Source organism: Flavobacterium sp. (assembly GCF_032153895.1).
Taxonomy (GTDB): Bacteria; Bacteroidota; Bacteroidia; order Flavobacteriales; family Flavobacteriaceae; genus Flavobacterium.
The window spans coordinates 92,865-113,525 of the sequence record NZ_JALDYN010000003.1 but is presented as its reverse complement, the minus strand read 5'-3'; the positions used below and the strand labels follow the sequence as shown (position 1 = coordinate 113,525).

24 protein-coding genes and 1 riboswitch are annotated in these 20,661 nt (G+C 37.6%); of the genes, 9 read left to right on the top strand and 15 right to left on the bottom strand.

The features are described from left to right. Nucleotides 1-41: 41 nt before the first annotated feature. On the top strand, nucleotides 42-1,202 hold the full coding sequence (locus tag RUH60_RS02535; protein WP_313804928.1) for a HAMP domain-containing sensor histidine kinase: 1,161 nt from the start codon (nucleotides 42-44) through the stop codon (nucleotides 1,200-1,202). Here the strand turns inward: RUH60_RS02535 and RUH60_RS02530 are convergent. Genes RUH60_RS02530 through greA form a run of 3 tightly spaced genes read right to left on the bottom strand, consistent with a single transcriptional unit; the run spans nucleotide 1,191 to nucleotide 2,826 of the window. Next, nucleotides 1,191-1,919: an FkbM family methyltransferase gene (locus RUH60_RS02530; protein WP_313804926.1), complete on the bottom strand. Its 729-nt coding sequence runs from the start codon at nucleotides 1,917-1,919 to the stop codon at nucleotides 1,191-1,193. The genes RUH60_RS02535 and RUH60_RS02530 overlap by 12 nt on opposite strands. Before the next feature lie 22 nt (nucleotides 1,920-1,941). Next, nucleotides 1,942-2,331 carry an HIT family protein gene (locus RUH60_RS02525; protein ID WP_313804924.1) on the bottom strand — a complete coding sequence of 130 codons (390 nt, stop codon included), beginning with the start codon at nucleotides 2,329-2,331 and terminating at the stop codon, nucleotides 1,942-1,944. Between the two features lie 18 nt (nucleotides 2,332-2,349). Beyond that, a complete protein-coding gene (greA, locus tag RUH60_RS02520; RefSeq protein WP_313804921.1) occupies nucleotides 2,350-2,826 on the bottom strand; it encodes a transcription elongation factor GreA in 477 nt (158 codons plus the stop codon). Nucleotides 2,827-2,989: 163 nt separating this feature from the next. Between greA and RUH60_RS02515 the strand changes: the two genes are divergently transcribed. Then, complete coding sequence (locus RUH60_RS02515; RefSeq protein ID WP_313804918.1) at nucleotides 2,990-3,415, top strand: hypothetical protein; 426 nt, start codon at nucleotides 2,990-2,992, stop codon at nucleotides 3,413-3,415. A gap of 59 nt (nucleotides 3,416-3,474) precedes the next feature. On the opposite strand, the gene RUH60_RS02510 is transcribed toward RUH60_RS02515, so the two are convergent. From RUH60_RS02510 to RUH60_RS02490, 5 genes are all read right to left on the bottom strand, one after another. Further along, nucleotides 3,475-5,634 (bottom strand): TonB-dependent receptor domain-containing protein, encoded by a 2,160-nt coding sequence (locus tag RUH60_RS02510; protein WP_313804915.1) that lies wholly within the window; start codon nucleotides 5,632-5,634, stop codon nucleotides 3,475-3,477. 91 nt (nucleotides 5,635-5,725) lie between these two features. Next, nucleotides 5,726-5,820, bottom strand: a riboswitch (TPP riboswitch). A gap of 48 nt (nucleotides 5,821-5,868) precedes the next feature. After that, nucleotides 5,869-6,270 carry an alternative ribosome rescue aminoacyl-tRNA hydrolase ArfB gene (arfB, locus tag RUH60_RS02505; protein ID WP_313804912.1) on the bottom strand — a complete coding sequence of 134 codons (402 nt, stop codon included), beginning with the start codon at nucleotides 6,268-6,270 and terminating at the stop codon, nucleotides 5,869-5,871. Between the two features lies 1 nt (nucleotide 6,271). Continuing rightward, a complete protein-coding gene (locus RUH60_RS02500) occupies nucleotides 6,272-7,813 on the bottom strand; it encodes a DUF4301 family protein (protein ID WP_313804909.1) in 1,542 nt (513 codons plus the stop codon). Continuing rightward, on the bottom strand, nucleotides 7,783-8,397 hold the full coding sequence (pnuC, locus tag RUH60_RS02495) for a nicotinamide riboside transporter PnuC (protein WP_313804907.1): 615 nt from the start codon (nucleotides 8,395-8,397) through the stop codon (nucleotides 7,783-7,785). Before pnuC ends, RUH60_RS02500 begins: the two co-directional genes overlap by 31 nt. 3 nt (nucleotides 8,398-8,400) lie before the next feature. Beyond that, nucleotides 8,401-9,120, bottom strand: a complete 720-nt coding sequence (locus RUH60_RS02490) for a geranylgeranylglyceryl/heptaprenylglyceryl phosphate synthase (RefSeq protein ID WP_313804905.1) — start codon at nucleotides 9,118-9,120, stop codon at nucleotides 8,401-8,403. 94 nt (nucleotides 9,121-9,214) lie between these two features. On the opposite strand from RUH60_RS02490, the gene RUH60_RS02485 reads away from it, so the two are divergent. Then, nucleotides 9,215-9,571 (top strand): hypothetical protein, encoded by a 357-nt coding sequence (locus RUH60_RS02485; RefSeq protein WP_313804902.1) that lies wholly within the window; start codon nucleotides 9,215-9,217, stop codon nucleotides 9,569-9,571. Here RUH60_RS02485 and RUH60_RS02480 read toward each other — a convergent pair. Beyond that, nucleotides 9,568-10,200, bottom strand: coding sequence for a 4'-phosphopantetheinyl transferase family protein (locus RUH60_RS02480; RefSeq protein WP_313804899.1), 633 nt, complete (start codon nucleotides 10,198-10,200; stop codon nucleotides 9,568-9,570). The genes RUH60_RS02485 and RUH60_RS02480 overlap by 4 nt on opposite strands. 141 nt (nucleotides 10,201-10,341) lie before the next feature. Between RUH60_RS02480 and ahcY the strand changes: the two genes are divergently transcribed. Beyond that, nucleotides 10,342-11,658: an adenosylhomocysteinase gene (gene ahcY / locus RUH60_RS02475; RefSeq protein ID WP_313804896.1), complete on the top strand. Its 1,317-nt coding sequence runs from the start codon at nucleotides 10,342-10,344 to the stop codon at nucleotides 11,656-11,658. A gap of 119 nt (nucleotides 11,659-11,777) precedes the next feature. Beyond that, complete coding sequence (locus RUH60_RS02470) at nucleotides 11,778-12,173, top strand: hypothetical protein (RefSeq protein ID WP_313804893.1); 396 nt, start codon at nucleotides 11,778-11,780, stop codon at nucleotides 12,171-12,173. Nucleotides 12,174-12,240: 67 nt separating this feature from the next. On the opposite strand, the gene rpmA is transcribed toward RUH60_RS02470, so the two are convergent. Beyond that, nucleotides 12,241-12,501: a 50S ribosomal protein L27 gene (rpmA, locus tag RUH60_RS02465; protein WP_026980284.1), complete on the bottom strand. Its 261-nt coding sequence runs from the start codon at nucleotides 12,499-12,501 to the stop codon at nucleotides 12,241-12,243. Between the two features lie 26 nt (nucleotides 12,502-12,527). After that, a complete protein-coding gene (gene rplU / locus RUH60_RS02460) occupies nucleotides 12,528-12,887 on the bottom strand; it encodes a 50S ribosomal protein L21 (protein WP_313804887.1) in 360 nt (119 codons plus the stop codon). 187 nt (nucleotides 12,888-13,074) lie between these two features. Between rplU and RUH60_RS02455 the strand changes: the two genes are divergently transcribed. Next, nucleotides 13,075-14,400: a pitrilysin family protein gene (locus RUH60_RS02455; protein ID WP_313804884.1), complete on the top strand. Its 1,326-nt coding sequence runs from the start codon at nucleotides 13,075-13,077 to the stop codon at nucleotides 14,398-14,400. A gap of 18 nt (nucleotides 14,401-14,418) precedes the next feature. Further along, the gene (locus RUH60_RS02450) at nucleotides 14,419-16,473 is read left to right on the top strand and encodes an insulinase family protein (RefSeq protein ID WP_313804881.1); all 2,055 of its coding nucleotides are present in this window, start codon (nucleotides 14,419-14,421) and stop codon (nucleotides 16,471-16,473) included. A gap of 44 nt (nucleotides 16,474-16,517) precedes the next feature. On the opposite strand, the gene RUH60_RS02445 is transcribed toward RUH60_RS02450, so the two are convergent. Next, the gene (locus tag RUH60_RS02445) at nucleotides 16,518-17,384 is read right to left on the bottom strand and encodes a DMT family transporter (protein ID WP_313805055.1); all 867 of its coding nucleotides are present in this window, start codon (nucleotides 17,382-17,384) and stop codon (nucleotides 16,518-16,520) included. Between the two features lie 98 nt (nucleotides 17,385-17,482). Between RUH60_RS02445 and RUH60_RS02440 the strand changes: the two genes are divergently transcribed. Continuing rightward, nucleotides 17,483-17,860 (top strand): heavy metal-associated domain-containing protein, encoded by a 378-nt coding sequence (locus tag RUH60_RS02440; RefSeq protein WP_313804878.1) that lies wholly within the window; start codon nucleotides 17,483-17,485, stop codon nucleotides 17,858-17,860. A gap of 83 nt (nucleotides 17,861-17,943) precedes the next feature. Here the strand turns inward: RUH60_RS02440 and gldD are convergent, their stop codons facing one another. The 3 genes from gldD to mutY all read right to left on the bottom strand — a co-directional run bounded on the left by gldD (nucleotide 17,944) and on the right by mutY (nucleotide 20,126). Next, a complete protein-coding gene (gene gldD, locus RUH60_RS02435; RefSeq protein WP_313805052.1) occupies nucleotides 17,944-18,516 on the bottom strand; it encodes a gliding motility lipoprotein GldD in 573 nt (190 codons plus the stop codon). Nucleotides 18,517-18,596: 80 nt separating this feature from the next. Next, complete coding sequence (locus RUH60_RS02430; protein WP_313804875.1) at nucleotides 18,597-19,043, bottom strand: single-stranded DNA-binding protein; 447 nt, start codon at nucleotides 19,041-19,043, stop codon at nucleotides 18,597-18,599. A 42-nt stretch (nucleotides 19,044-19,085) separates the two neighbouring features. Then, complete coding sequence (gene mutY, locus RUH60_RS02425; protein WP_313804872.1) at nucleotides 19,086-20,126, bottom strand: A/G-specific adenine glycosylase; 1,041 nt, start codon at nucleotides 20,124-20,126, stop codon at nucleotides 19,086-19,088. An 88-nt stretch (nucleotides 20,127-20,214) separates the two neighbouring features. On the opposite strand from mutY, the gene RUH60_RS02420 reads away from it, so the two are divergent. After that, a complete protein-coding gene (locus RUH60_RS02420) occupies nucleotides 20,215-20,553 on the top strand; it encodes an HU family DNA-binding protein (protein ID WP_313804870.1) in 339 nt (112 codons plus the stop codon). Nucleotides 20,554-20,661 lie beyond the last annotated feature (108 nt).

Sequence of the window (20,661 nt, the reverse complement as noted above, 5' to 3'; positions counted from 1 at the left end):
CTACCTTAGCTACTTAGTAACATCGCTACTCAAAGCCAACTATGACTTTTTCTTCCGACAGACGCAATTTAGTACGCTGGGTGGTTATCCTTGCCGCGTTCAATTTATTGGTACTCATTCTGTGGAACACCTATACTTTTTTTCAGACCTTCAAAAACGAAGAGCGTTTGAAAATGGAACTTTGGGCAGCCGCCTCCAAAACCCTGAACAATGCAGATGAAAATACCGATGTGGAATTGCCATTTCAGATTTTGAGCAATAACACTACCATTCCGATTATTCAAACTACGGAAAAAGACAGCATTCTGAACATGACCAATGTGGAAGAGGAAATCGCGAAAGACAAGATCAAAACACTTGCTTTTTTCAATCGGTTAAAATCAGAAAACCAACCGATTGTTATGAATATTGGCGGAAAGAAACATTTGTACTATTACGGCAACTCTTCTTTACTAACTAAACTAAAATACTATCCGTTGGCACTTGTTTTAGTCGCTCTGTTTTTCAGCGGCATGATTTTCAATTTTTACCGCGCCAGCAAAATGGCTACGCAAAATCGCTTGTGGGCCGGAATGGCAAAAGAAACCGCACATCAGATTGGAACACCATTGTCTTCGTTAATTGGCTGGTTGGAAATCCTAAAACTGGAAAATGTAAACGAAAGTATGGTGGAAGAAATCGAAAAAGACATCAACCGCTTGCAAACCATCACCGATCGTTTTTCTAAAATTGGTTCGGAACCGGTATTAGAAGAACGAGATTTGGTAAAAGAAACCGAACAATCCTTCGAATATTTAAAATCAAGAACCTCCAAACAGGTGGAATTCTCTTTTACGGCACCTCAACATCCAATCCCTATCAAATTGAACCCAATTTTGCACAGCTGGACTATCGAAAATCTGGTAAAAAATGCCATCGATGCTATGAAAGGAAAAGGAAAATTGGCCGTTAGCATTGAAGACAACGAACGCTTTGTCAAAATAAAAGTAAGCGACACCGGAGCCGGAATTCCGAAAAATCAGTTTAACAGTGTTTTTGAACCCGGATTTACCACCAAAAAACGCGGTTGGGGATTAGGTTTGTCACTAACCAAAAGAATTGTAGAAGAATATCACGATGGTCGCATAAAGGTCGCCCATTCCGAAGTTGGGAAAGGCACTACGATGCAGGTGACGTTTAAAAAGTCAGCATCAATAACTTAATCCTTTTTTTAGAAAAACACCGTTAAATTGTATCATACGCCCAGAACGAACGCTCTCTGGTTCTACATATACTAAATCGTAATCGTATTTTTTTAGTAAATTACAAATAAACAAGTAGTCTTCCTGCTTATCATATAGTTTAACCAAGGATAATTCAATATAAAAACCTACAATATTATAATTAACTTTATCAAGCATTGATAAAACAAAATGCTCAAATCCTTGAATATCCATTTTAACAAAAACATTTTTTGCTTTTATTAGATCTTCATCGGTATTCAAAGTAGCTAATGTGATTTGTTTTACAGTTTCTTTAGCAACATAATGACTGTTTTTAACATTAAAATCTGTCGATTTAATATCTAATACAGAACTATTACCGACTAAATTAGAAACATTAATTACGGATTCCCCTTCATGATCTCCAATACAGCATTGTTCATAAACCCTCCAATTAGGATTTATTTTTGCAGCCTCATTCAGTTTTTCATAAACCGAAGAAACAGGTTCAAAAGACATTATTTTTCCTTTATATCCAATAACACCAAGTGATTTTCCAAATTGGCCTTTATTGGCCCCTACATCCAGTATTAAATCAACTTTCGCTTCATTTAATATAGCGCTAAAACGTTCAGCAAATGAATTCTTATGAGGATATCTAATTACATCAAAACCATAACCTCGAATCAGGTTTCTTATTCTTTTCTTTAAACTCATACTTTTGAAACTACTAGACAAATTAAATATTTAGGCTTATAGCTTTGGCCAACTCCTCAAATTCTTCTTTAGAAAGACTGGTTTTGCGCTGAAAACGCATATCATCCATATCATGTAATGGAATCAAATGTACATGAACGTGTGGCACTTCCAAACCAACAACGGCAACTCCGATACGTTTGCACGGAACGGTTTTCTCAATCGCTTTAGCTACTTTTCTGGAGAATTGCATTAAGCCTAAATAATGCTCTTCTTCCATGTCGAAGATTTTATTGATTTCTTCTTTTGGAATACAAAGCGTGTGGCCTTTCGCATTCGGATTTACATCCAAAAAAGCCAAATAGTTGTCATCCTCAGCAATTTTATACGCCGGGATTTCTCCGTTTACTATTTTCGTGAAGATGGAAGCCATACTAAATCAGTTTACTAGTTAATCGCGGGAAATTTCAAGAATCTCGAATTTCAAGGTTCCGTTCGGCACATTGATTTCAGCAGTTTCACCTACACTTTTTCCTAACAATCCTTTCCCAATTGGAGAAGTCACAGAAATTTTACCGGTTTTTAAATCGGCTTCGCTTTCGGCTACCAAAGTGTACTTCATTTCCATACCGTTGGTCTGATTTTTTATCTTAACCGTAGACAACACCAATACTTTGGAAACGTCCAACTGTGATTCGTCAATTAAACGGGCGTTGGCAACCAAATCTTCCATTTTAGAAATTTTCATCTCTAATAAACCTTGTGCTTCTTTCGCCGCATCGTATTCTGCATTTTCAGACAAATCTCCTTTATCACGAGCTTCTGCAATGGCTTCAGACGCTTTCGGACGCTCTACACTTTTTAAATAATCTAATTCTTCCTTCAGTTTTTTCAACCCCTCAGCAGTGTAATAGGATACTGTACTCATAATTTTATCGTTTTTATATAAATAGAAAGAATCCCATCGAAACGGGATTCTTTACAAAAAGATATTGTTTTTTACTAAATTCGCTTTTCAGATGCACGGATGCATTTGTCAAAGTTAAATAATTTAATTTTGTTTATCAATTCTTTTATCAAAAATATCATTCATGAAAAAAATATTGTTTTTACTGCTTTTCGGACTACTATTAGCCTGCAATAAGGATGACAGTGTCGCCAACGACAACAATCCATATCTTCCGAATTATCCGGTTAACAAGACCATCAACATGAGTTTACCTTCATACAGTCAATTACAATTCGCAGGAAATTCGGTTTATGTTTCGGGTTCTGATGCGGGTATACGTGGTATCATTGTATTTAATACTGGAAGCGGTTATACGGCTTTTGACGCAGCTTGTCCAAACCAAGAATTAAGCAGCTGCTCTACGATGACCAACAATGGTGCAATTGCCACTTGTCCTTGCGATGACAAAGACTACAATTTATTCTACGGAACTGCAGAAGGTATGACTTACACCATGCGAAGATATAATGTCGAAGTAAACGGAAGTTATATTACGATATTCAACTAAAAAATCCCTGTCGAAAGTTCCGAACAGGGATTTTTGGCATTCTATATTAACTAAACATTTTAAAATTTAAGGGTTACCCCAGCGAGGAAATTAATTCCGGCTTGCGGATAAAACCCGGCGCCTTCTATCGTAGTAACGCTTCCTGGATTTGACCAATCATCATCGTAAGTATAGAAATATCCGTTGGACTCGTATTCTTTATTGAAAATATTGTTTACTAATGCCGTAAAGACTACTGACTTCAGCCCTTTATTCAGTTTCCATTCGTAGTTGGCATTAAAATCACAAACATTATAGGCTTCCAAAGCCGATTGTTCCGAATCAATATTCCCCATATACTGTTTTCCAACATACTTCCCTAACAAGCTCATTTGAAGTGCTTTCACAGGACTAAACGTAACATTGGACGCTGTAATCAAACTTGGCGAAAAAGCGATATCTGTATTTCCAAGGTTTTTCAATTCTCCATCACGTTGAAAATAAAAGTCTTTGTTTTTATTCTGACTCACGGTTACATTTCCACTCAAGGTCCATTTTTCATGCGGTTTTACCATAACATCGGCCTCCAAACCAACTCGGTAACTTTTTCCGCTATTGGTAAACACAGGTGCTCCCACGTCATTTAAAGCACCAGTCATCACCAATTGATCTTTATAATTCATGTAAAAAGCATTCACATTCATTCTGATATCTTTCACTTCATAACGCCAACCTAACTCATAATCAAACAAACGCTCCGGCTTTGTACTTCCGTTCTCGTAATCGTCACGACGCGGTTCTTTATTAGCCACTCCGAAATACGCATAAAAAGCATTTTTAGCATTCAACTGATAATTCAAACCTACTTTTGGGTTGAAAAAACGGAAAGTATCGTTAACATCATCGGCTTGCACACCTGTGGCTTGATAATAAACCAATCGGTATTGCATGTCTGCAAACGCACTGATTTTATCATTTATTTTTTGGGTCGCTTTGGCATAAAAGTTGACATCATCTTTGTTACCATAATTGCTATAATAACGGTTGAAATCTGGCGTATAATATTGCGTCCAAATCACTTCCCCATAATGATCTCCCAAATAACGATTGGCTGCTCCACCGAAGATAACCGTAGCATTTGCCGTAGTGTAATTCATCGAAAAAGTGGCTCCAAAAAAATCATTGTCCAACCATCTTCTACGCACCAAATCCGTAATAGTATTTCCACCAAAAGTGGCTAATCCGTAGTCTGCAAAAGCCTCATCCTCTTTGTATTGCTCGTAATACCCTTTTCCTAAAGTATAATGTAAGGCCGCGTTGGAAGTCCAATTCGAGGTCCATTTTTGACTCCAATGCAACTGGAAATGGTTTTGCCAGTAATTATCTGATTCATTATCATAAAAGCGCATGGTTCCATCGGCATCAAAATACATTCCTGCCGGATTGAACGTTCGGTCGTTTTGTAACTTCTCCGGATCCTCCAAACCATACCAAGCCTGATACGTTCTTTCTTTTCCGCCAAAGGCAATCAATTTAACCAAGGTTTTCTCGGTTACATAATTGGCATTGAAGAAATAACCGAACATTTGCGAAGTGGCGCGGTCAATATAGCCGTCGGAATTTAATTGCGACAATCTTCCGTTGAATTCAAAATTATCGTGAAGACCTGTTCCGAAAGACAAAGTGTGTTTTCTAGTAGCAAAACTTCCGAAAGAATTGGCAATTTCAGCATATGCTTTCTCCTGATACGCTTTGGTTTGCATGTTCAAACTCGCTCCAAAAGCACCAGCTCCGTTTGTAGAAGTTCCAACACCGCGTTGCAACTGAAGGCTTTCCAAGGAAGAAGCAAAATCCGGTAAGTTCACAAAAAACGTTCCTTGACTTTCACTGTCGTTAAAAGGAATTCCGTTTAAAGTTACATTGATACGAGAACCATCGGCACCACGAACGCGCATCGAAGTGTATCCTACTCCATTTCCGGCATCTGTGGTCGAAACAACTGAAGGCAAATAATTCATCAAAACAGGAATGTCTTGACCTAAATTGCGAGGTGCAATCTCTTGTTTACTCATATTGGTAAACGTTACTGGCTGTTTAGAACCTGCTCGCACCGAAGAAACCACAACTTCTTCAAGTTCATTAACTTTAACCGAGTCCTGAACTTTGACTTCCTGTGACAATGCTGTAACGGACATTTGCAGACAGGAAACCACAAGTACCGTTTTGAATAAAGTTTTCATTCGTAAAAAACATTACGAATAAAAGGGGCAATTATTCTTTGTTAATAATTAAAAATAATGATTGCAATGACTTTTTACGGCGTGCACTCCGTTACTTCTGTCATCTCTCCCTAAACAGCATTACCTGTTCCAGGTTCATTGGGTATGATCTCAGCTCGTTATTTAGAGCACCCCTTTGAGACGGGGCAAAGGTAGTATTATCGTTTGCAATTATCCAAGCAAAACGAGAATTATTTACAATTTCGGTTTTTGACGGGATTGTTTGATGTCCGATTGACTTCGTTTTGCTTTCAATCGTTTCTCGATGACTGCTTTGGGAATTTTGGTTGCTTTTCTACTTTTAGGCACTTCCAATGCAGCTTCCATTACTTGAAAAAAACGAGCGATTACCAAAGTTTTATTGTTGATTTGGCTTCGACTTTCATCACAACTTAGGGAAAGCAATCCGTCTTTGGAAAGTTTTGGTTGAAGTTTGTTGACAAGTCTATCCTTTTCTTCCTCCGAAAAAGCTTCTGAAGCAGGCAAATCAAAAGTCAACACCACTTTGGACGACACTTTGTTGACGTGTTGTCCTCCGGCACCGCCACTTCGTACGGCTTTAAACTGTAGTTCCGTTAGCAGTTTTTCCTTGTTCATCTTATTTTTCTAATTCGCTTGGCTGATGCGCTGGTTTTAGCAAATCGTTTATGGTTTTCACCGGATTGAAAGTGGAAAGCGGCACTTCAACAAAAATAGTACTCCATTTGGCCATGGCACCATTCCAAAGTCCGGGTAACTCAAAGGCCTTGATGGGTTTGCCCAATTTGGTTTTCTCTGTGATAAAAGCAGCTTCCGGATCGACGAATTTCGTTAAATCGAATTTGTTACCTTTAAAATCTTTAACGCCGCAAACGATATCGACCGGATTAAAATGGGTTGCATTACTGAAAATCAGTTTCTGATTCTCGTTTTGTAAGTCAATTTGAGAAGATTCCACAATTTGAAGTGTCAAACGTCCTTTTTTATCTTTTACCCAAAACGGTCCTCCACCAGGTTCTCCTTCGTTTTTCACCATACCGCACACCCGAATTGGACGGTTTAACAACTTGATGAAATATTCTTTCTGATAACTTTTTTTGAACATGGCAAATTCATCCGGTAACAGAAAATTGAGTTTGTTTTCCGCAAAGCTTTTGATTTCATCCAATTTCTCCTGATTGACCTCATCGGTTTGCAACAAATTCAAATAGTTAAAAACCTGATATTGAGTTTGCAACAAAACACCGCCCAACATTTTTTTGTAAGCTGCCAGCACCTTTTTTTCGTTTTGAGCAACATTATCAATGTTTTTAACAAATATGATATCCGAAGTAAGATGGTTTAAATTATCAATTAATGCGCCGTGTCCACCAGGCCTGAAGAACAACTCGCCATTTTCCAAACGGAAAGGTTTATTATCACTGGCAACTGCAATGGTGTCACTGGTTAAATCCTGATAGGAAAAAGAGGCTTTGATATGCGGATAACGAGCCAAAACAGCTTCGAAATCTTTTTTAAATTCTTCCGTTATGGTGAAATGGATTTTGGCTTCGCCGTTTGCATTTGTATAAAAATCGGCTTCGGAAACATGTTCGTCAATGGGGGTCAAAATCGCTTCTCCTTTTTTATGAAATGGCAAAATTCCTTTGGGTTTGCTAGCAAAGTTCAACCCATCAACCGTTAACAATGTAGCAATGATGGCGTGAATTTTTCTGTCGGAAGTATAATTGGCATAGTCGGGAAACAAGAATTTGGTCTTCTCTTTCAGTTCAGCATGAAACGGAAAATTGCGAATTCCTACCACAAACACATTGATATTCGCATCGTTGTATTTGTTGACATAACTGGTAATCGTATCGGTTTCGGGATTAAAACGGTCTAAAAATTCGTTCAAAAACTGAAACATTCGCGTTGCCGCACCCGAAGCCGGAACAAATTTCTCAATTTCGTACTTCGATTTGTACTTGTCAAAATAGGCTGCAATTTCCTGAACTTCTTCTTTCGAAAAAACTAAAATTCCGTCGTTTTTGGTCGCCGAACGCTCCAAGTTCATTTTGGAAATTCCATTGCTGAAATAATGCAGTTGCTGCTGAATTTTATCCAACGAATTCCCTCTTGCTTTTATATAGGCTAAATCCTGTTCTGTAAATGCTTTCTCCATTCTAAATATGCCATTGTCGCTAATACCGTGAAAATCAGATACTGTAAGGCCAGCATTCCTAATCCGCGGTACGCATAAATTGGGGTTACAATAAAATCCCCGATAATCCAAAGTGTCCAGTTTTCAATTTTTTTCAAAGCCATGTACCACATTCCTGTAAAAAAGATGCCAGACGCTACTATGTCGATATAATTTTCTTTTTTAATCTCCTGACCAAAAAACTTATAGACGCCGAAAACTACAACAATTGTGAGTAAGAACAATACGATTCCGATTATTTTTTCTTTAACATTGGTTCGGGTGATGGGTAACTCGGTTTGGCCTTCTTTCTTTCTTCCCCAATTCCACCAACCATAAACACTCATGATGGAAAAATACAGGTTAATCATCATGTCGCCCAAATAACCGGCTTTCCACAAAAGAAAAGTACTGAGTAGTGTCGCCAAAAGTCCTGTCGGATAGACTAAAATATTTTCTTTTTTAGCGTACAGTACACTGGCAATTCCAAACACAAAAACGATAGCTTCAATAACAATCTGATATAACGGCGCATTTTTGTAGGCGTTCAGAAAAAAATCAATCATGGCTTATAGGGTAAAAAAACTGTTATCATTTTCAAAAGCGGTTCCGATGACCACCAAATCGGCTCCGGCTTGATAGGCTGCATCGATTCCTTCTTTAGAACGGATTCCGCCACCCACAATTACCGGAATGGTTACATTTTGTGAAACTTTTGCAATCATTTCAATTGGTACCGATAATTTAGCACCACTTCCGGCTTCCAAATAAATCAATTTGTTCCCGATAAATTCTCCAGCTTGAGCAGTTTGCACTACATAAGCTGCGTTATCACGATTTAACGGCTCGGTTTTACTCACGCGTTCTACCGCTGTTTGTACGCCACTTTCGATTAAAATATATCCGGTGGAAATGATTTCCAAATTGGTCTTTTTTAACATCGGAACGGCATTCACCTGATGTTCAATCAGATAATCAGGATTTCTTCCGGAAAGTAAGGTCAGAAATAAAATCGCATCCGCTTCAGCAGAAATTTGGGACGGATTACCCGGAAATAAAACCACCGGCAAATCGGTATCCTTTTTAAGCTGCACAATCAATGTATCAATGATGTTGGTTTCCACGATACTTCCTCCCACAAAAATATGCGTAGCCGGCGACTGCTTGATTTTCTGAATCAAAACAGGCAAGTCGTCCAGCGTGATTTTATCCGGATCGAGCAAAATGGCTAAAAGCTTTCGCCCTTCTCTTTTGGCAGTTACAATATCGTGATAATACATCGGTTTCATTTGATTCGGTAAAAATAGGCTTTTATTTTTTCTGTAAAAACCCTGATTGTCTGAAAATGCATCAAAAGTATCTGAAAATCTTTTTTAGCAGAACATGATTTTTATCATAAAACCATCGCTGTTCACCACCGTAAATTTGTACTATAAAACCATAGAAATCATGACATTATATCAAAAAACATTAGAGGATTTTCAAAAAGGATATTTAGGATTTGCTACGTTAGCCATCATCGGGCAAAGTTGTTTGGGCGGCGCTGCAGCGATGTATATTTTACAAAAAGGAACGTCATTTTTTCAGATGTTTCAACTTGCCTTGGTTGTAATTGCGTGTAGCTTTGTAAACGGCGCCATTTTATCACAACAAAAACCGAAACTGGTCTTCAATTTAATTTGGACAAGTGTATTTATTAGCTGTTTTGCGATTATTTTGAATCAGTTCATTTTAAGCTAACTGAACAACTCTTTAACACAAACCAACATGTAATTCTCAACTTCTTCGAAGAAAAACGAATACTGTTCAATTGTATTATTAAAGTGCAATTGGGCAGTTCCTTCTTTATCGGTCAACTGAAATTGATCTTCAAAAATATGTTCTGGGAAACTGATACCAACTTCGTTTTTGAGTTTAAAAACAGCTTCTTTTACACCCCAGACTACCGTGGCTTTTCTCATTTGTTCAGCTTCCGATAAATTTTCCAAATGGGAAACATCCATAAATCGAGGCGCAATTCGAAGTACTTTTTCTTTAATCTGCTCGATATCCAATCCGATGTTGGCATCACTCAAAACAATCGCCGAAAAATCGAAAGAATGGGAAATAGAAATATGTGTTCCGTCATTTAAATGTGGCTTACCTAATTCGTCATAATACAAGTCAAAATCCGTGTAACCGCAATGTTGCAACAGCATCCGAACACAAATAAATCCTTTCTGATGACTTTCGGATTTCATTCCTTCTAACCTAGCCAGCGAAACATCTTTCAAAGAAACCGCGCGAAATAGCACGTTAAAATCTTCCTCGATTTTCCAGAGTAAAACCCGAGCACAACCGTCGATGATAATTTCTTTAAAAAAAGGCATTTGGTATCGTCTTGTTTATCAAAAGATTATAATCTTAAACTTTTCAAAATTAAGTAAAAAGCAATAGGAAAATAAAAGGAAATCCGTAAATTTGCAATCCGAAATTCATCGGACAATTATTAAATCAAATATACAAAATAGATGAGTACAACAACCATTCCATTTGTAGCCTACAAAGTAAAAGACATCAATCTTGCGGCTTGGGGAAGAAAAGAAATTGAATTAGCAGAAGCTGAAATGCCAGGATTAATGGCGCTTCGTGCAGAATATGGTGCAAGCCAGCCTTTAAAAGGAGCGCGTATTGCAGGATGTTTGCACATGACTATCCAAACTGCGGTTTTAATCGAAACATTAATCGCTTTAGGAGCTGAAGTTACTTGGTCTTCTTGTAACATTTTCTCTACGCAAGATCAGGCTGCTGCTGCGATTGCTGCTGCCGGAATTCAGGTTTATGCTTGGAAAGGTCTTGATGAAGAGTCTTTTGACTGGTGTATCGAGCAAACTTTATTCTTTGGTGAAGACAGAAAACCATTGAACATGATTTTGGATGATGGTGGAGACTTAACCAACATGGTTTTTGACCGTTACCCAGAATTAATTCCTGGAATTAAAGGTTTATCAGAAGAAACTACTACAGGAGTTCACCGTTTGTACGAAAGAATGAAAAACGGAACTTTGTTCATGCCGGCTATCAACGTAAACGATTCAGTTACGAAATCGAAATTTGACAACAAATACGGTTGTAAAGAATCTGCGGTGGATGCCATCCGTCGTGCTACTGACGTAATGTTAGCAGGTAAAAGAGTTGTAGTTTGTGGATACGGTGACGTAGGTAAAGGTACAGCGGCTTCTTTCCGTGGTGCTGGTTCTATCGTAACGGTTACTGAAATCGACCCAATTTGTGCTTTACAAGCAGCTATGGATGGTTTTGAAGTTAAAAAATTAGATACTGTTGTAGGTAATGCTGATATCGTTATCACTACTACAGGAAACAAAGATATCGTTGTTGGAAAACACTTCGAGGCAATGAAAGACAAAACTATTGTTTGTAACATCGGTCACTTCGACAACGAAATCGACATGGCTTGGTTGAACAAAAACCACGGTGCTTCTAAAATCGAAATCAAACCTCAGGTTGACAAGTACAACGTTAACGGTAATGACATCATCATCTTAGCTGAAGGACGTTTAGTAAACTTAGGTTGCGCTACAGGGCACCCATCTTTTGTAATGTCTAACTCGTTCACAAATCAAACTTTGGCGCAATTAGAGTTATGGAATAACAGTGCTGCGTACAAAAACGAAGTATACATGTTACCGAAACACTTAGATGAGAAAGTAGCTGCGTTACACTTGGCGAAATTAGGCGTTGAATTAGAGACTTTAAACAACGAACAAGCAGCGTACATCGGTGTAGAAGTTCAAGGTCCGTTCAAACCGGAATATTACAGATACTAATTCTGAAGTTAGAATTTAGAATAGAGAAACCCTTGCAGTGATGTGAGGGTTTTTTGTTTAGATTTAATACATTTGAAAAAAGATAAATAATGCTGAATTACTAAGCAAAAAACCTCATAATGAGTCATCTTGAAAAACTTAAGTCCTATTTAGAAGAGTATGGAAAATATATAATTATAGCAGCCTTCCTCCTAATAACAGCATCTATTATCAAACAGTTTTTTTATTTTAAAGAGATAAAAGAGAATAAAAAAGAAACAGTAGGAACCATTGAGAAGTTCGAATATAGTAGCAGAGGCTCATATTCGCTCTATTTTAAATATAACATAGACGGAAAAACCTACTCAAACAGCATTGGAACTAACGGTTTTTACGGCTTCAATAAAAGAAAAGGGTGTGTAGGTTGTGAATTCAAAGTTTTATATTCTTCGAAAGACCATCGTAAAAGCAGTATAAGATTAGGCAAATATGAAAAACATAAAAGAACTGTAGAATTTGTCAATTTAGATGAATAATCCATTCTAAAAACAAAAAACCCATCCTGAATCAGAATGGGTTTTTCAATATTATTAAGAGTATTTCTTATGCTTCGAATGGAATTACAGAAACGAAAGACTTGTTGTCTCCTTTTTTCTGGAATTTTACCACACCGTCAACTTTTGCATGTAAAGTATGATCTTTACCCATGTAAACGTTTTCACCGGCATTGTGCTTAGAACCTCTTTGTCTTACGATAATGTTTCCTGCGATAGCAGCTTGACCACCATAAATCTTAACGCCTAAACGTTTCGATTCTGATTCTCTACCATTCTTGGAACTACCGACACCTTTCTTGTGAGCCATGACGTATTGGTTTTAAATGTTAATAATTATTCTTCTGTAGCTTCCGCTTTTTTAGTCGCTTTTTTCTTTGCTCCACCACCAACGATGTTCTCGATAACGATTTGAGTCAAAGCTTGTCTGTGACCGTTTTTCTTTTGGTAACCTTTTCTACGTTTCTTTTTGAAAACGATTACTTTGTCACCTTTTAAGTGTTGTAACACTTTGGCTTCTACTGAAGCACCTTCTACAGCTGGGGCGCCTAAAGTAACGTTTCCGTTATCGTCTAACAAAAGAACTTTGTCGAAAGAAATTTTCGCACCTTCTTCTGCAGCCAAACGGTGAACATACACCTTTAAGTCTTTGCTTACTTTGAATTGTTGCCCTGCTATCTCTACGATTGCGTACATAACAATAATGTTTAATTAATTTTTTAAGTGTACAAATATACAACTATTTCTTTAGTTCGCAACTTCTTTCGTGAAAATATATCGTAAAATTCTAAATATCAGCTTATTTGAAAAAAATTTATGCTATTTGTAACAAAATCACGAAATTGCACACTCATTGATGAATTATAAACAACTATTAATCCTTATGAAAAAATCTTTAATGGCTTTGAGTACAGCGTTAATGCTAGGAAGTGTTGCTTCAGCTCAAAAAGTAACCTTTGAAGAGTACAATCTGGACAACGGCTTGCATGTAATCTTACACCAAGACAAATCTGCTCCGGTTGTAATCACTTCCGTAATGTACCATGTGGGTGCTAAAGACGAACAGCCAAACCGTACTGGTTTCGCTCACTTTTTCGAACATTTATTATTCGAAGGAACTAAAAATATCGCTCGTGGTGATTGGTTTAAACTTGTAACTGCTAATGGCGGAAACAACAACGCTAACACTACTGACGACAGAACGTATTACTATGAAGTTTTCCCTTCTAACAACTTACAACTTGCTTTATGGATGGAATCGGAGCGTTTAATGCACCCGGTTATCAACCAAGTTGGTGTTGATACGCAAAATGAGGTTGTAAAAGAAGAAAAACGTTTACGTGTTGACAATCAGCCTTACGGAAACTTAATCAAAGCCGTAAAAGAAAACATGTTCAAAGTACACCCGTACAAATGGACAACTATTGGCGAAATGGAACATTTGGATGCCGCTACTTTAGAGGAATTCCAAGCGTTCAACAAAAAATTCTACATTCCGAACAATGCGGTTTTAGTAGTAGCAGGAGATTTCGATTCAGCACAGGCTAAAACTTGGATCAGCAATTATTTCAGTGCAATTCCAAAAGGAACTCCGGTAACGCGTCAGAAATTTGAAGAAGCGCCAATCACGTCGCCAATCAAAGCAACATGGCAAGATCCGAACATCCAGATTCCGATGATGGTAGCTACATACAGAACACCATCAATGAAAACTCGTGATGCTCGTGTATTAGACATGATTTCTTCGTATTTATCAGACGGTAAAAGTTCTAAATTGTACAAAAAAGTAGTAGATGACAAGAAAATGGCGTTGCAAATCGGAGCGTTCAACTATTCTCAGGAAGACTACGGAATGTACATTTTATACGGACTTCCAATGGGGCAAAACACTACTGAAAGTTTGTTGAAAGAAGTGGATGAAGAAATCGTGAAAATCCAAACAGAATTAATTTCTGAGAAAGATTTCCAAAAACTTCAGAACAAATTCGAAAACCAATACGTAAACAGCAATGCAAGCGTAGAAGGTATTGCAGAAAACTTAGCTTCTTACTATTTGTTGTACGGTGATGTAAACTTAATCAATACTGAAATTGACATCTTCCGTTCTATCACAAGAGAAGAAATCAGAGAAGCCGCTAAAAAATATCTAAACCCGAACCAACGTTTGATTTTAGATTATGTTCCAGCGAAAGACAAAGCACAAAACTAAGCGTAACGGATCAAGAATATGAAAAAATACATTTATATAGCAGCAAGTTTATTTTTAGCAATAACCATGCAAGCACAAGACAGAACACAACCAAAACCAGGACCTGCACCTGTTGTGAATGTTGGAAAACCAACTACGTTCACGCTTAAAAACGGTTTAAAGGTATTGGTAGTGGAAAACCACAAATTACCAAGAGTTTCTTACAACCTTACCATCGACAATGCTCCTTATGCAGAAGGCGATAAAAAAGGGGTTGCCGATTTAGCAAGCGCTATGATTGGTAACGGAACTAAAAAAATGTCGAAAGACGCTTTCAACGAAGAAATCGATTTTTTAGGAGCAAACATCAGCTTTAATGCTAATGGTGCATTCGCGAGCGGATTGTCTAAATATTCCGGAAGAATTTTAGAATTGATGTCAGACGGAGCCTTAAACCCTGTTTTCACTCAGGAAGAATTCGACAAAGAAAAAGCAAAACTTATTGAAGGCTTAAAAGCTGACGAAAAAAGCGTAACTTCTGTTGCGGGTCGTGTAGAAGACGTTTTGGCTTTCGGTAAAAACCACCCTAATGGTGAATACTTAAGCGAAGGTACTATCAACAACGTAACGTTGAACGATGTGGTTTTAAACTACAACACCTACTATGTGCCAGGAAATGCTTACTTAGTTATCGTAGGTGATGTTAAAGCAAAAGATGTTCAGAAAATGGTTGAAAAACAATTCGGTTCATGGAAAAAAGCTACAGCTCCAGCTTTAACGTACTCTGACCCTAAAAACTTACAGTACACGCAAATTAACTTTGTAGATATGCCAAATGCGGTTCAATCTGAAATCGCTTTAGTAAACACTGTTAATTTAAAAATGACTGATAAAGAATATTTCGCTGGTATCTTAGCCAACCAAATTCTTGGTGGTGGTGGAGAAGGTCGTTTGTTCTTAAATTTACGTGAAGCACACGGATGGACATACGGAGCTTATTCTTCTTTAGGTTCTGGAAAATATGTTTCTAAATTCCGTTCTGGAGCTTCAGTTCGTAATGCAGTTACGGATAGTGCTGTTGTGGAATTCTTAAGCGAATTGAAAAAAATCAGAACCGATTTAGTTTCTGCTGAAGAATTGACAAATGCTAAAGCAAAATACGTGGGTAACTTCGTAATGCAAATCGAAAAACCAGCAACTATTGCTCGCTATGCGTTAAACACGGAAACACAAAAATTACCAGCTGATTTCTACGAAAACTACTTGAAAAACATCAATGCGGTAACTGCAGAAGAAATCAAAGCGGTGGCTAACAAATATTTCTTAGCCGATAACACTCGTATCGTAATTGTTGGTAAAGCTTCTGAAGTATTGCCAAACTTAGAAAAAATGAGTGCTAAACAAAAATTACCAATCATGTATTTCGACAAATTCGGTAATCCAACTGAAAAACCAAAAGTTAGCATTCCAATTCCTGCAGGAGTAACAGCTAAAACAGTTTTCACAAACTACATCAACGCAATTGGTGGTGAGAAAGCTTTGAAAGCAGTTAAATCGGTAATGACGGTTTCTTCAGGAACTATTCAAGGAACTCCGGTTGAATTGACCACTAAAGTTACTTCAGACAAGAAAATGGCTTCTGAAATGAAAGCTATGGGAATGTCTGTAATGAAACAAGTAATCGGCGACAAATCGGGTTATGCTGTAATGCAAGGACAAAGAAAAGATTTCACTGCAGATGAGTTCAAAGAGCAGAAAGAAGGCGCTATGCCATTCGAAGAGTTAACTTTGGCTTCAAACCCTAACGCTAAGTTGGAAAGTATCGAAACCATTAACGGAAACGATGCTTATGTGGTGAAAAATGACAAAACAAAATATTTCTTCGATGTAAAATCTGGTTTAAAAGTTGCAGAAGCTAAAGAAGTAGAACAAGGTGGTCAGAAAATGACACAAACAACTTACTACAGCAACTACAAAGAAGTAAAAGGAATTAAATTCCCACACGAAATCGACATGAACATCGGAATTGACCTAAAATTGATGACTACAGACGTAAAAATCAACGAAGGTATTTCTTCTGAAGACTTCAAATAAGATTTTCTGAAAATTATAAAGAAAGGCTGCCTTCGGGTGGCCTTTTATTTTTTGGAGGAAAGATAGACGCCTAATAAAATAATAATTCCGCCCACAAGCTGAATCCAACCCAAATCTTCTCCATCCAATACACCCCAAAAAATAGCCACTACGGGAAACAAATACGCAGAAGAAGCAGCAAAAACCGGCGACGTCATCTGGATCAGTTTGAAAAACAAAATGTTGGCAATTCCGGTTCCGACTATTCCTAAAATCGCAATAAACATAACGGAATGCTGCACATTACTTTCAGAAATCTGACCAAAAAAACCTGTTCCGCTCAAAATAACCAAAGCCGGAATCGCTAAAACCGCAAAATTCCCTGTCGTGATACTGATGGGATTTACATCGGATAAATATTTTTTAATAAAATTGACATTCGCTGCATAACATAAAGTTGCTACAACCACAAAAAGTGCATAAAAATAATTCTGATCCGGATTGTGGGATGCACCACTCAAAATCAACAGTAAACTTCCGGCTAAACCAATCACAACGCCAACAAACTGATTCCGCTGAAAAGCCAATCCGAAGAACATCACTCCTAAAATTAAGGCATTTAGCGGCGTGAGTGAATTTAGAATGGCACTAATCGAACTATCAATTTCACTTTGCGCAATCGCAAATAAAAAAGCCGGCACAAAGGTTCCGGTAAGAGCCGTCAGTGCAATATATTTCCATTTGTTTCGCGGAATCTGAGCCAGACTTTTAAAACAAAATAGCAAGAGAAAAGCAGCCGCAAACAACATCCGTAGCGAACCTACCTGAAACGGATTCAAACCTACCAAACCGCGTTTGATTAAAATGAAAGAACTTCCCCAGATTAAAGCCAAGGCAGCTAACAAAAGCCATTTCGTGTGTTTGGATTCCATATCGTTGAATTTGTTTGCCAAAATTCTGTTATTTAATTGAAATTCCGGATTTTTTTTAAATAATTTTGTCGGAAACAGGAAAAAATAAAATACACAATATGACTTTTTCAAAATCACTTTTCACAGTTATGCTGGCTGGTTTATCGTTAACCGCTTGCAAAAAGGAAGAAAGCAAAACAACTGAAACGGCTTCAGTAGCAACTCCTGTCGCTAAAAAAGAAATCGCTCCGGAAAATCTAGCTACGGCAAGTTTCCAAATCGAAGGAATGACCTGCGCTATGGGTTGTGCGGCTACTATCGAGAAAAAAATTACTGAAACCGAAGGAATCAAAGAAGCGAAAGTAGATTTTGAATCGAAAACTGCCACGGTTTCTTTCGACAAAACTATCAACAACGAAGCCTCGCTAACCAAACTAGTTGAAGGTGTAGCCGATGGTAAAACCTATAAAGTTGCCAATTACAAATCTGCTATTTGAACACAAAATGCACCAACTGATTGTTGGCCAGAACTAAAAAAGGAACTCAAATGAGTTCCTTTTTTTATAATTATTTTCAAAAATTACTTCCAGCGAATGCTCTCCATAATTTTACGCATATCGTTTTTAATATAAGCCGCAGCAGGTAAAATAGAATCGTAATTGGGTTTAGCATAAAAATAAACCGAACCAACAATGAAATTTCTCGTACTGTCAGTTACATAAAACTGGGCGTTGGTTGCCGCGTTTCCGCCGACCTGATAAAACATTCCGTATACTTTGTTAGCTGGGTTTAAGAACGGTTGTTCCGCTATATCATCGGCTTTCACTACGTGTTCATACGTTAGCTTTTGAGCATCGCGCAACAAATGGTCAATGTTTCCATTAACCGGTTTGTAGTTCAGATAAATGGTTGCTTTCATCTTCGGATATCCAATTTCCATCGAACAATCCTGTTTCATTTTCACTTTCGAGCTTTCATTTACTTCAAACGTAAACGAGCAGTTTTGCGAACTATTGGAAAACGAACTGTATTTTGCCATCGGATAATCCAAACGCAAATGACTTTCCGGTTTCGGAACAGTGTCGCCTTTACAGCCTATCATAGTCATCGCAAACAGAAAACCTGAAAAAATTAAAAATCTCTTTAAAATCATCATCTAAAACTTTACACGAATTGCGGGCAAAGATACAGTAGGAAACGGCGTTTCAGCAAGTTTATTTTCAACGGATTGTGTTAAAACGGCAAATCGTCACCTTCTAGATTGGTTGGTGGCGCATCATAAGACGAACCTCGCGACATATCACCCGATTGTGAAAAGCCAGAAGACTTGTTTTCCACTTCTTTTTTCACAGTTAAAAAAGTGAATTCGGTCACCTGAATTTCGGTAGTGTATTTGGTTACGCCTTCGTCGGTTTGCCATTGGCGGGATTTGATACGGCCTTCCACATAAATTTTATCACCTTTGGATAAATATTTTTCACAGATTTCAGCCGCTTTATTGCGCACAACCAAATTGTGCCATTCTGTAGAAGTAATCTTCTCTCCTGTAGTTTTATTGATATACACTTCGTTGGTCGCTAATGGAAAACGTCCGATGCAGTTGCCACCTTCGAAATAATGCATTTTTACGTCGTCTCCCAAATGTCCGATCAAAATTACTTTGTTTAAGGTACCGTTCATGGCTTGTAGATTTAAGTTTACTCAAATGTAATCATTTTCCTTTCAATTTGTCCAATATTGCTCCATAAAATTATGAATCACGATAGGAAAGGGAAATTCCTGAATCGCCGATAAACGCAAAGCCGACGGAAGAACCGCGTCGGTTTCCACTTCCCAAAACCGAATTCGCAGATGTTGATGTGATAATTTGTGTACGATAACTTCGTGATGCAATGGTTTGATATGCTTTACTTTAAATCCGAAATCGTAGTTTTGAATTAAGGCTTCAGTTGTCTCAAAATCAGTCTCGTTATCGGTTTCAAGCAACGGAAATTCGTAAAGATTATACCAGATTCCTTTTGCCGTGCGTTTCTGAATAATCGACTTCCCTTCACCATCTTTAACAATCAAATAGTTGAAATACCGATTGGTGACTTTTGTTTTTTTGGATTTAACCGGAAGTTGCGACACTTTTCCATCTTTCAAAGCTGAACAACTTCCATTAAAAATACACTCAGTACAATTCGGGTTTTTCGGAACACATTGCAAAGCGCCAAATTCCATCATAGCCTGATTGAATTCCGACGCTTTCCCTTTTGGCAACAACGAAGCTGCCAATTCAAAAAATTCTTTCTTAGCACCTGATGAGGCGACATCGGTTTCTATTCCAAAATAGCGCGACAAGACGCGAAATACATTTCCATCAACAACCGGAACACTTTCACCAAAAGCAATCGACGCAATGGCAGCAGCAGTGTATTCACCAACACCTTTCAACTGCTTCAAATCTTGAAAATTATCCGGAAAGCTTCCTTTGTTTTCAAAAGCAACATATTTAGCTGTGGCATGCAAATTTCGAGCACGAGAATAGTAACCCAAACCTTGCCATAATTTCAGTACTTTTTCTTCATCGGCAGTCGCTAAATCGTGCACTGTTGGAAAGGCTTCTCTAAATGCAAAATAATACGGCATTCCTTGTGCAACTCGCGTTTGTTGCAGCATAATTTCGGAAAGCCAAATATGGTATGGATTGTTCGTTTTTCGCCAAGGCAAATCGCGTTTATTCTGTAAATACCATGAAATTAACGAGTTAGCAAAATTCATGTTAAAAAAATTGGAAAACAAAAATAAAACTTTATGTGACTAAATTTTAATCATTTAGCTTGAAAATTTGTTTTTTTAATTGCTATATTTGCACACTCAAAAAAATACACATTATTCTAAAATAAAAAGAAAGAAAATGACGAAAGCAGACATCGTAGCTAAAATTTCAGAGAAATTAGGCTTAGAAAAAGGAGACGTACAGGCAACAGTTGAGTCTTTTATGGACGAAGTAAAAAGCTCACTAGAAACTGGAGACAACGTATATTTAAGAGGTTTCGGAAGTTTTATCATCAAAACAAGAGCTGAAAAAACAGGAAGAAACATTTCTAAAAATACTACTATTAAAATTCCGGCGCACAACATTCCTGCTTTCAAACCAGCAAAAATCTTTGTTGACGGAGTAAAAACTAACACTGAAGTAAAATAATTATTTATTAATCACTAAACACGTACACTATGCCAAGTGGTAAAAAAAGAAAAAGACATAAGGTAGCGACGCACAAACGTAAAAAAAGAGCGAGAGCTAACCGCCATA

Bases quoted from the DNA above. Each gene is read 5' to 3' on its own strand.
- RUH60_RS02535 (WP_313804928.1), top strand. From the start codon at position 42: ATGACTTTTTCTTCCGACAGACGCAATTTAGTACGCTGGGTGGTTATC.
- RUH60_RS02530 (WP_313804926.1), bottom strand. From the start codon at position 1,919: ATGAGTTTAAAGAAAAGAATAAGAAACCTGATTCGAGGTTATGGTTTT.
- RUH60_RS02525 (WP_313804924.1), bottom strand. From the start codon at position 2,331: ATGGCTTCCATCTTCACGAAAATAGTAAACGGAGAAATCCCGGCGTAT.
- greA (WP_313804921.1), bottom strand. From the start codon at position 2,826: ATGAGTACAGTATCCTATTACACTGCTGAGGGGTTGAAAAAACTGAAG.
- RUH60_RS02515 (WP_313804918.1), top strand. From the start codon at position 2,990: ATGAAAAAAATATTGTTTTTACTGCTTTTCGGACTACTATTAGCCTGC.
- RUH60_RS02510 (WP_313804915.1), bottom strand. From the start codon at position 5,634: ATGAAAACTTTATTCAAAACGGTACTTGTGGTTTCCTGTCTGCAAATG.
- arfB (WP_313804912.1), bottom strand. From the start codon at position 6,270: ATGAACAAGGAAAAACTGCTAACGGAACTACAGTTTAAAGCCGTACGA.
- RUH60_RS02500 (WP_313804909.1), bottom strand. From the start codon at position 7,813: ATGGAGAAAGCATTTACAGAACAGGATTTAGCCTATATAAAAGCAAGA.
- pnuC (WP_313804907.1), bottom strand. From the start codon at position 8,397: ATGATTGATTTTTTTCTGAACGCCTACAAAAATGCGCCGTTATATCAG.
- RUH60_RS02490 (WP_313804905.1), bottom strand. From the start codon at position 9,120: ATGAAACCGATGTATTATCACGATATTGTAACTGCCAAAAGAGAAGGG.
- RUH60_RS02485 (WP_313804902.1), top strand. From the start codon at position 9,215: ATGATTTTTATCATAAAACCATCGCTGTTCACCACCGTAAATTTGTAC.
- RUH60_RS02480 (WP_313804899.1), bottom strand. From the start codon at position 10,200: ATGCCTTTTTTTAAAGAAATTATCATCGACGGTTGTGCTCGGGTTTTA.
- ahcY (WP_313804896.1), top strand. From the start codon at position 10,342: ATGAGTACAACAACCATTCCATTTGTAGCCTACAAAGTAAAAGACATC.
- RUH60_RS02470 (WP_313804893.1), top strand. From the start codon at position 11,778: ATGAGTCATCTTGAAAAACTTAAGTCCTATTTAGAAGAGTATGGAAAA.
- rpmA (WP_026980284.1), bottom strand. From the start codon at position 12,501: ATGGCTCACAAGAAAGGTGTCGGTAGTTCCAAGAATGGTAGAGAATCA.
- rplU (WP_313804887.1), bottom strand. From the start codon at position 12,887: ATGTACGCAATCGTAGAGATAGCAGGGCAACAATTCAAAGTAAGCAAA.
- RUH60_RS02455 (WP_313804884.1), top strand. From the start codon at position 13,075: ATGAAAAAATCTTTAATGGCTTTGAGTACAGCGTTAATGCTAGGAAGT.
- RUH60_RS02450 (WP_313804881.1), top strand. From the start codon at position 14,419: ATGAAAAAATACATTTATATAGCAGCAAGTTTATTTTTAGCAATAACC.
- RUH60_RS02445 (WP_313805055.1), bottom strand. From the start codon at position 17,384: ATGGAATCCAAACACACGAAATGGCTTTTGTTAGCTGCCTTGGCTTTA.
- RUH60_RS02440 (WP_313804878.1), top strand. From the start codon at position 17,483: ATGACTTTTTCAAAATCACTTTTCACAGTTATGCTGGCTGGTTTATCG.
- gldD (WP_313805052.1), bottom strand. From the start codon at position 18,516: ATGATTTTAAAGAGATTTTTAATTTTTTCAGGTTTTCTGTTTGCGATG.
- RUH60_RS02430 (WP_313804875.1), bottom strand. From the start codon at position 19,043: ATGAACGGTACCTTAAACAAAGTAATTTTGATCGGACATTTGGGAGAC.
- mutY (WP_313804872.1), bottom strand. From the start codon at position 20,126: ATGAATTTTGCTAACTCGTTAATTTCATGGTATTTACAGAATAAACGC.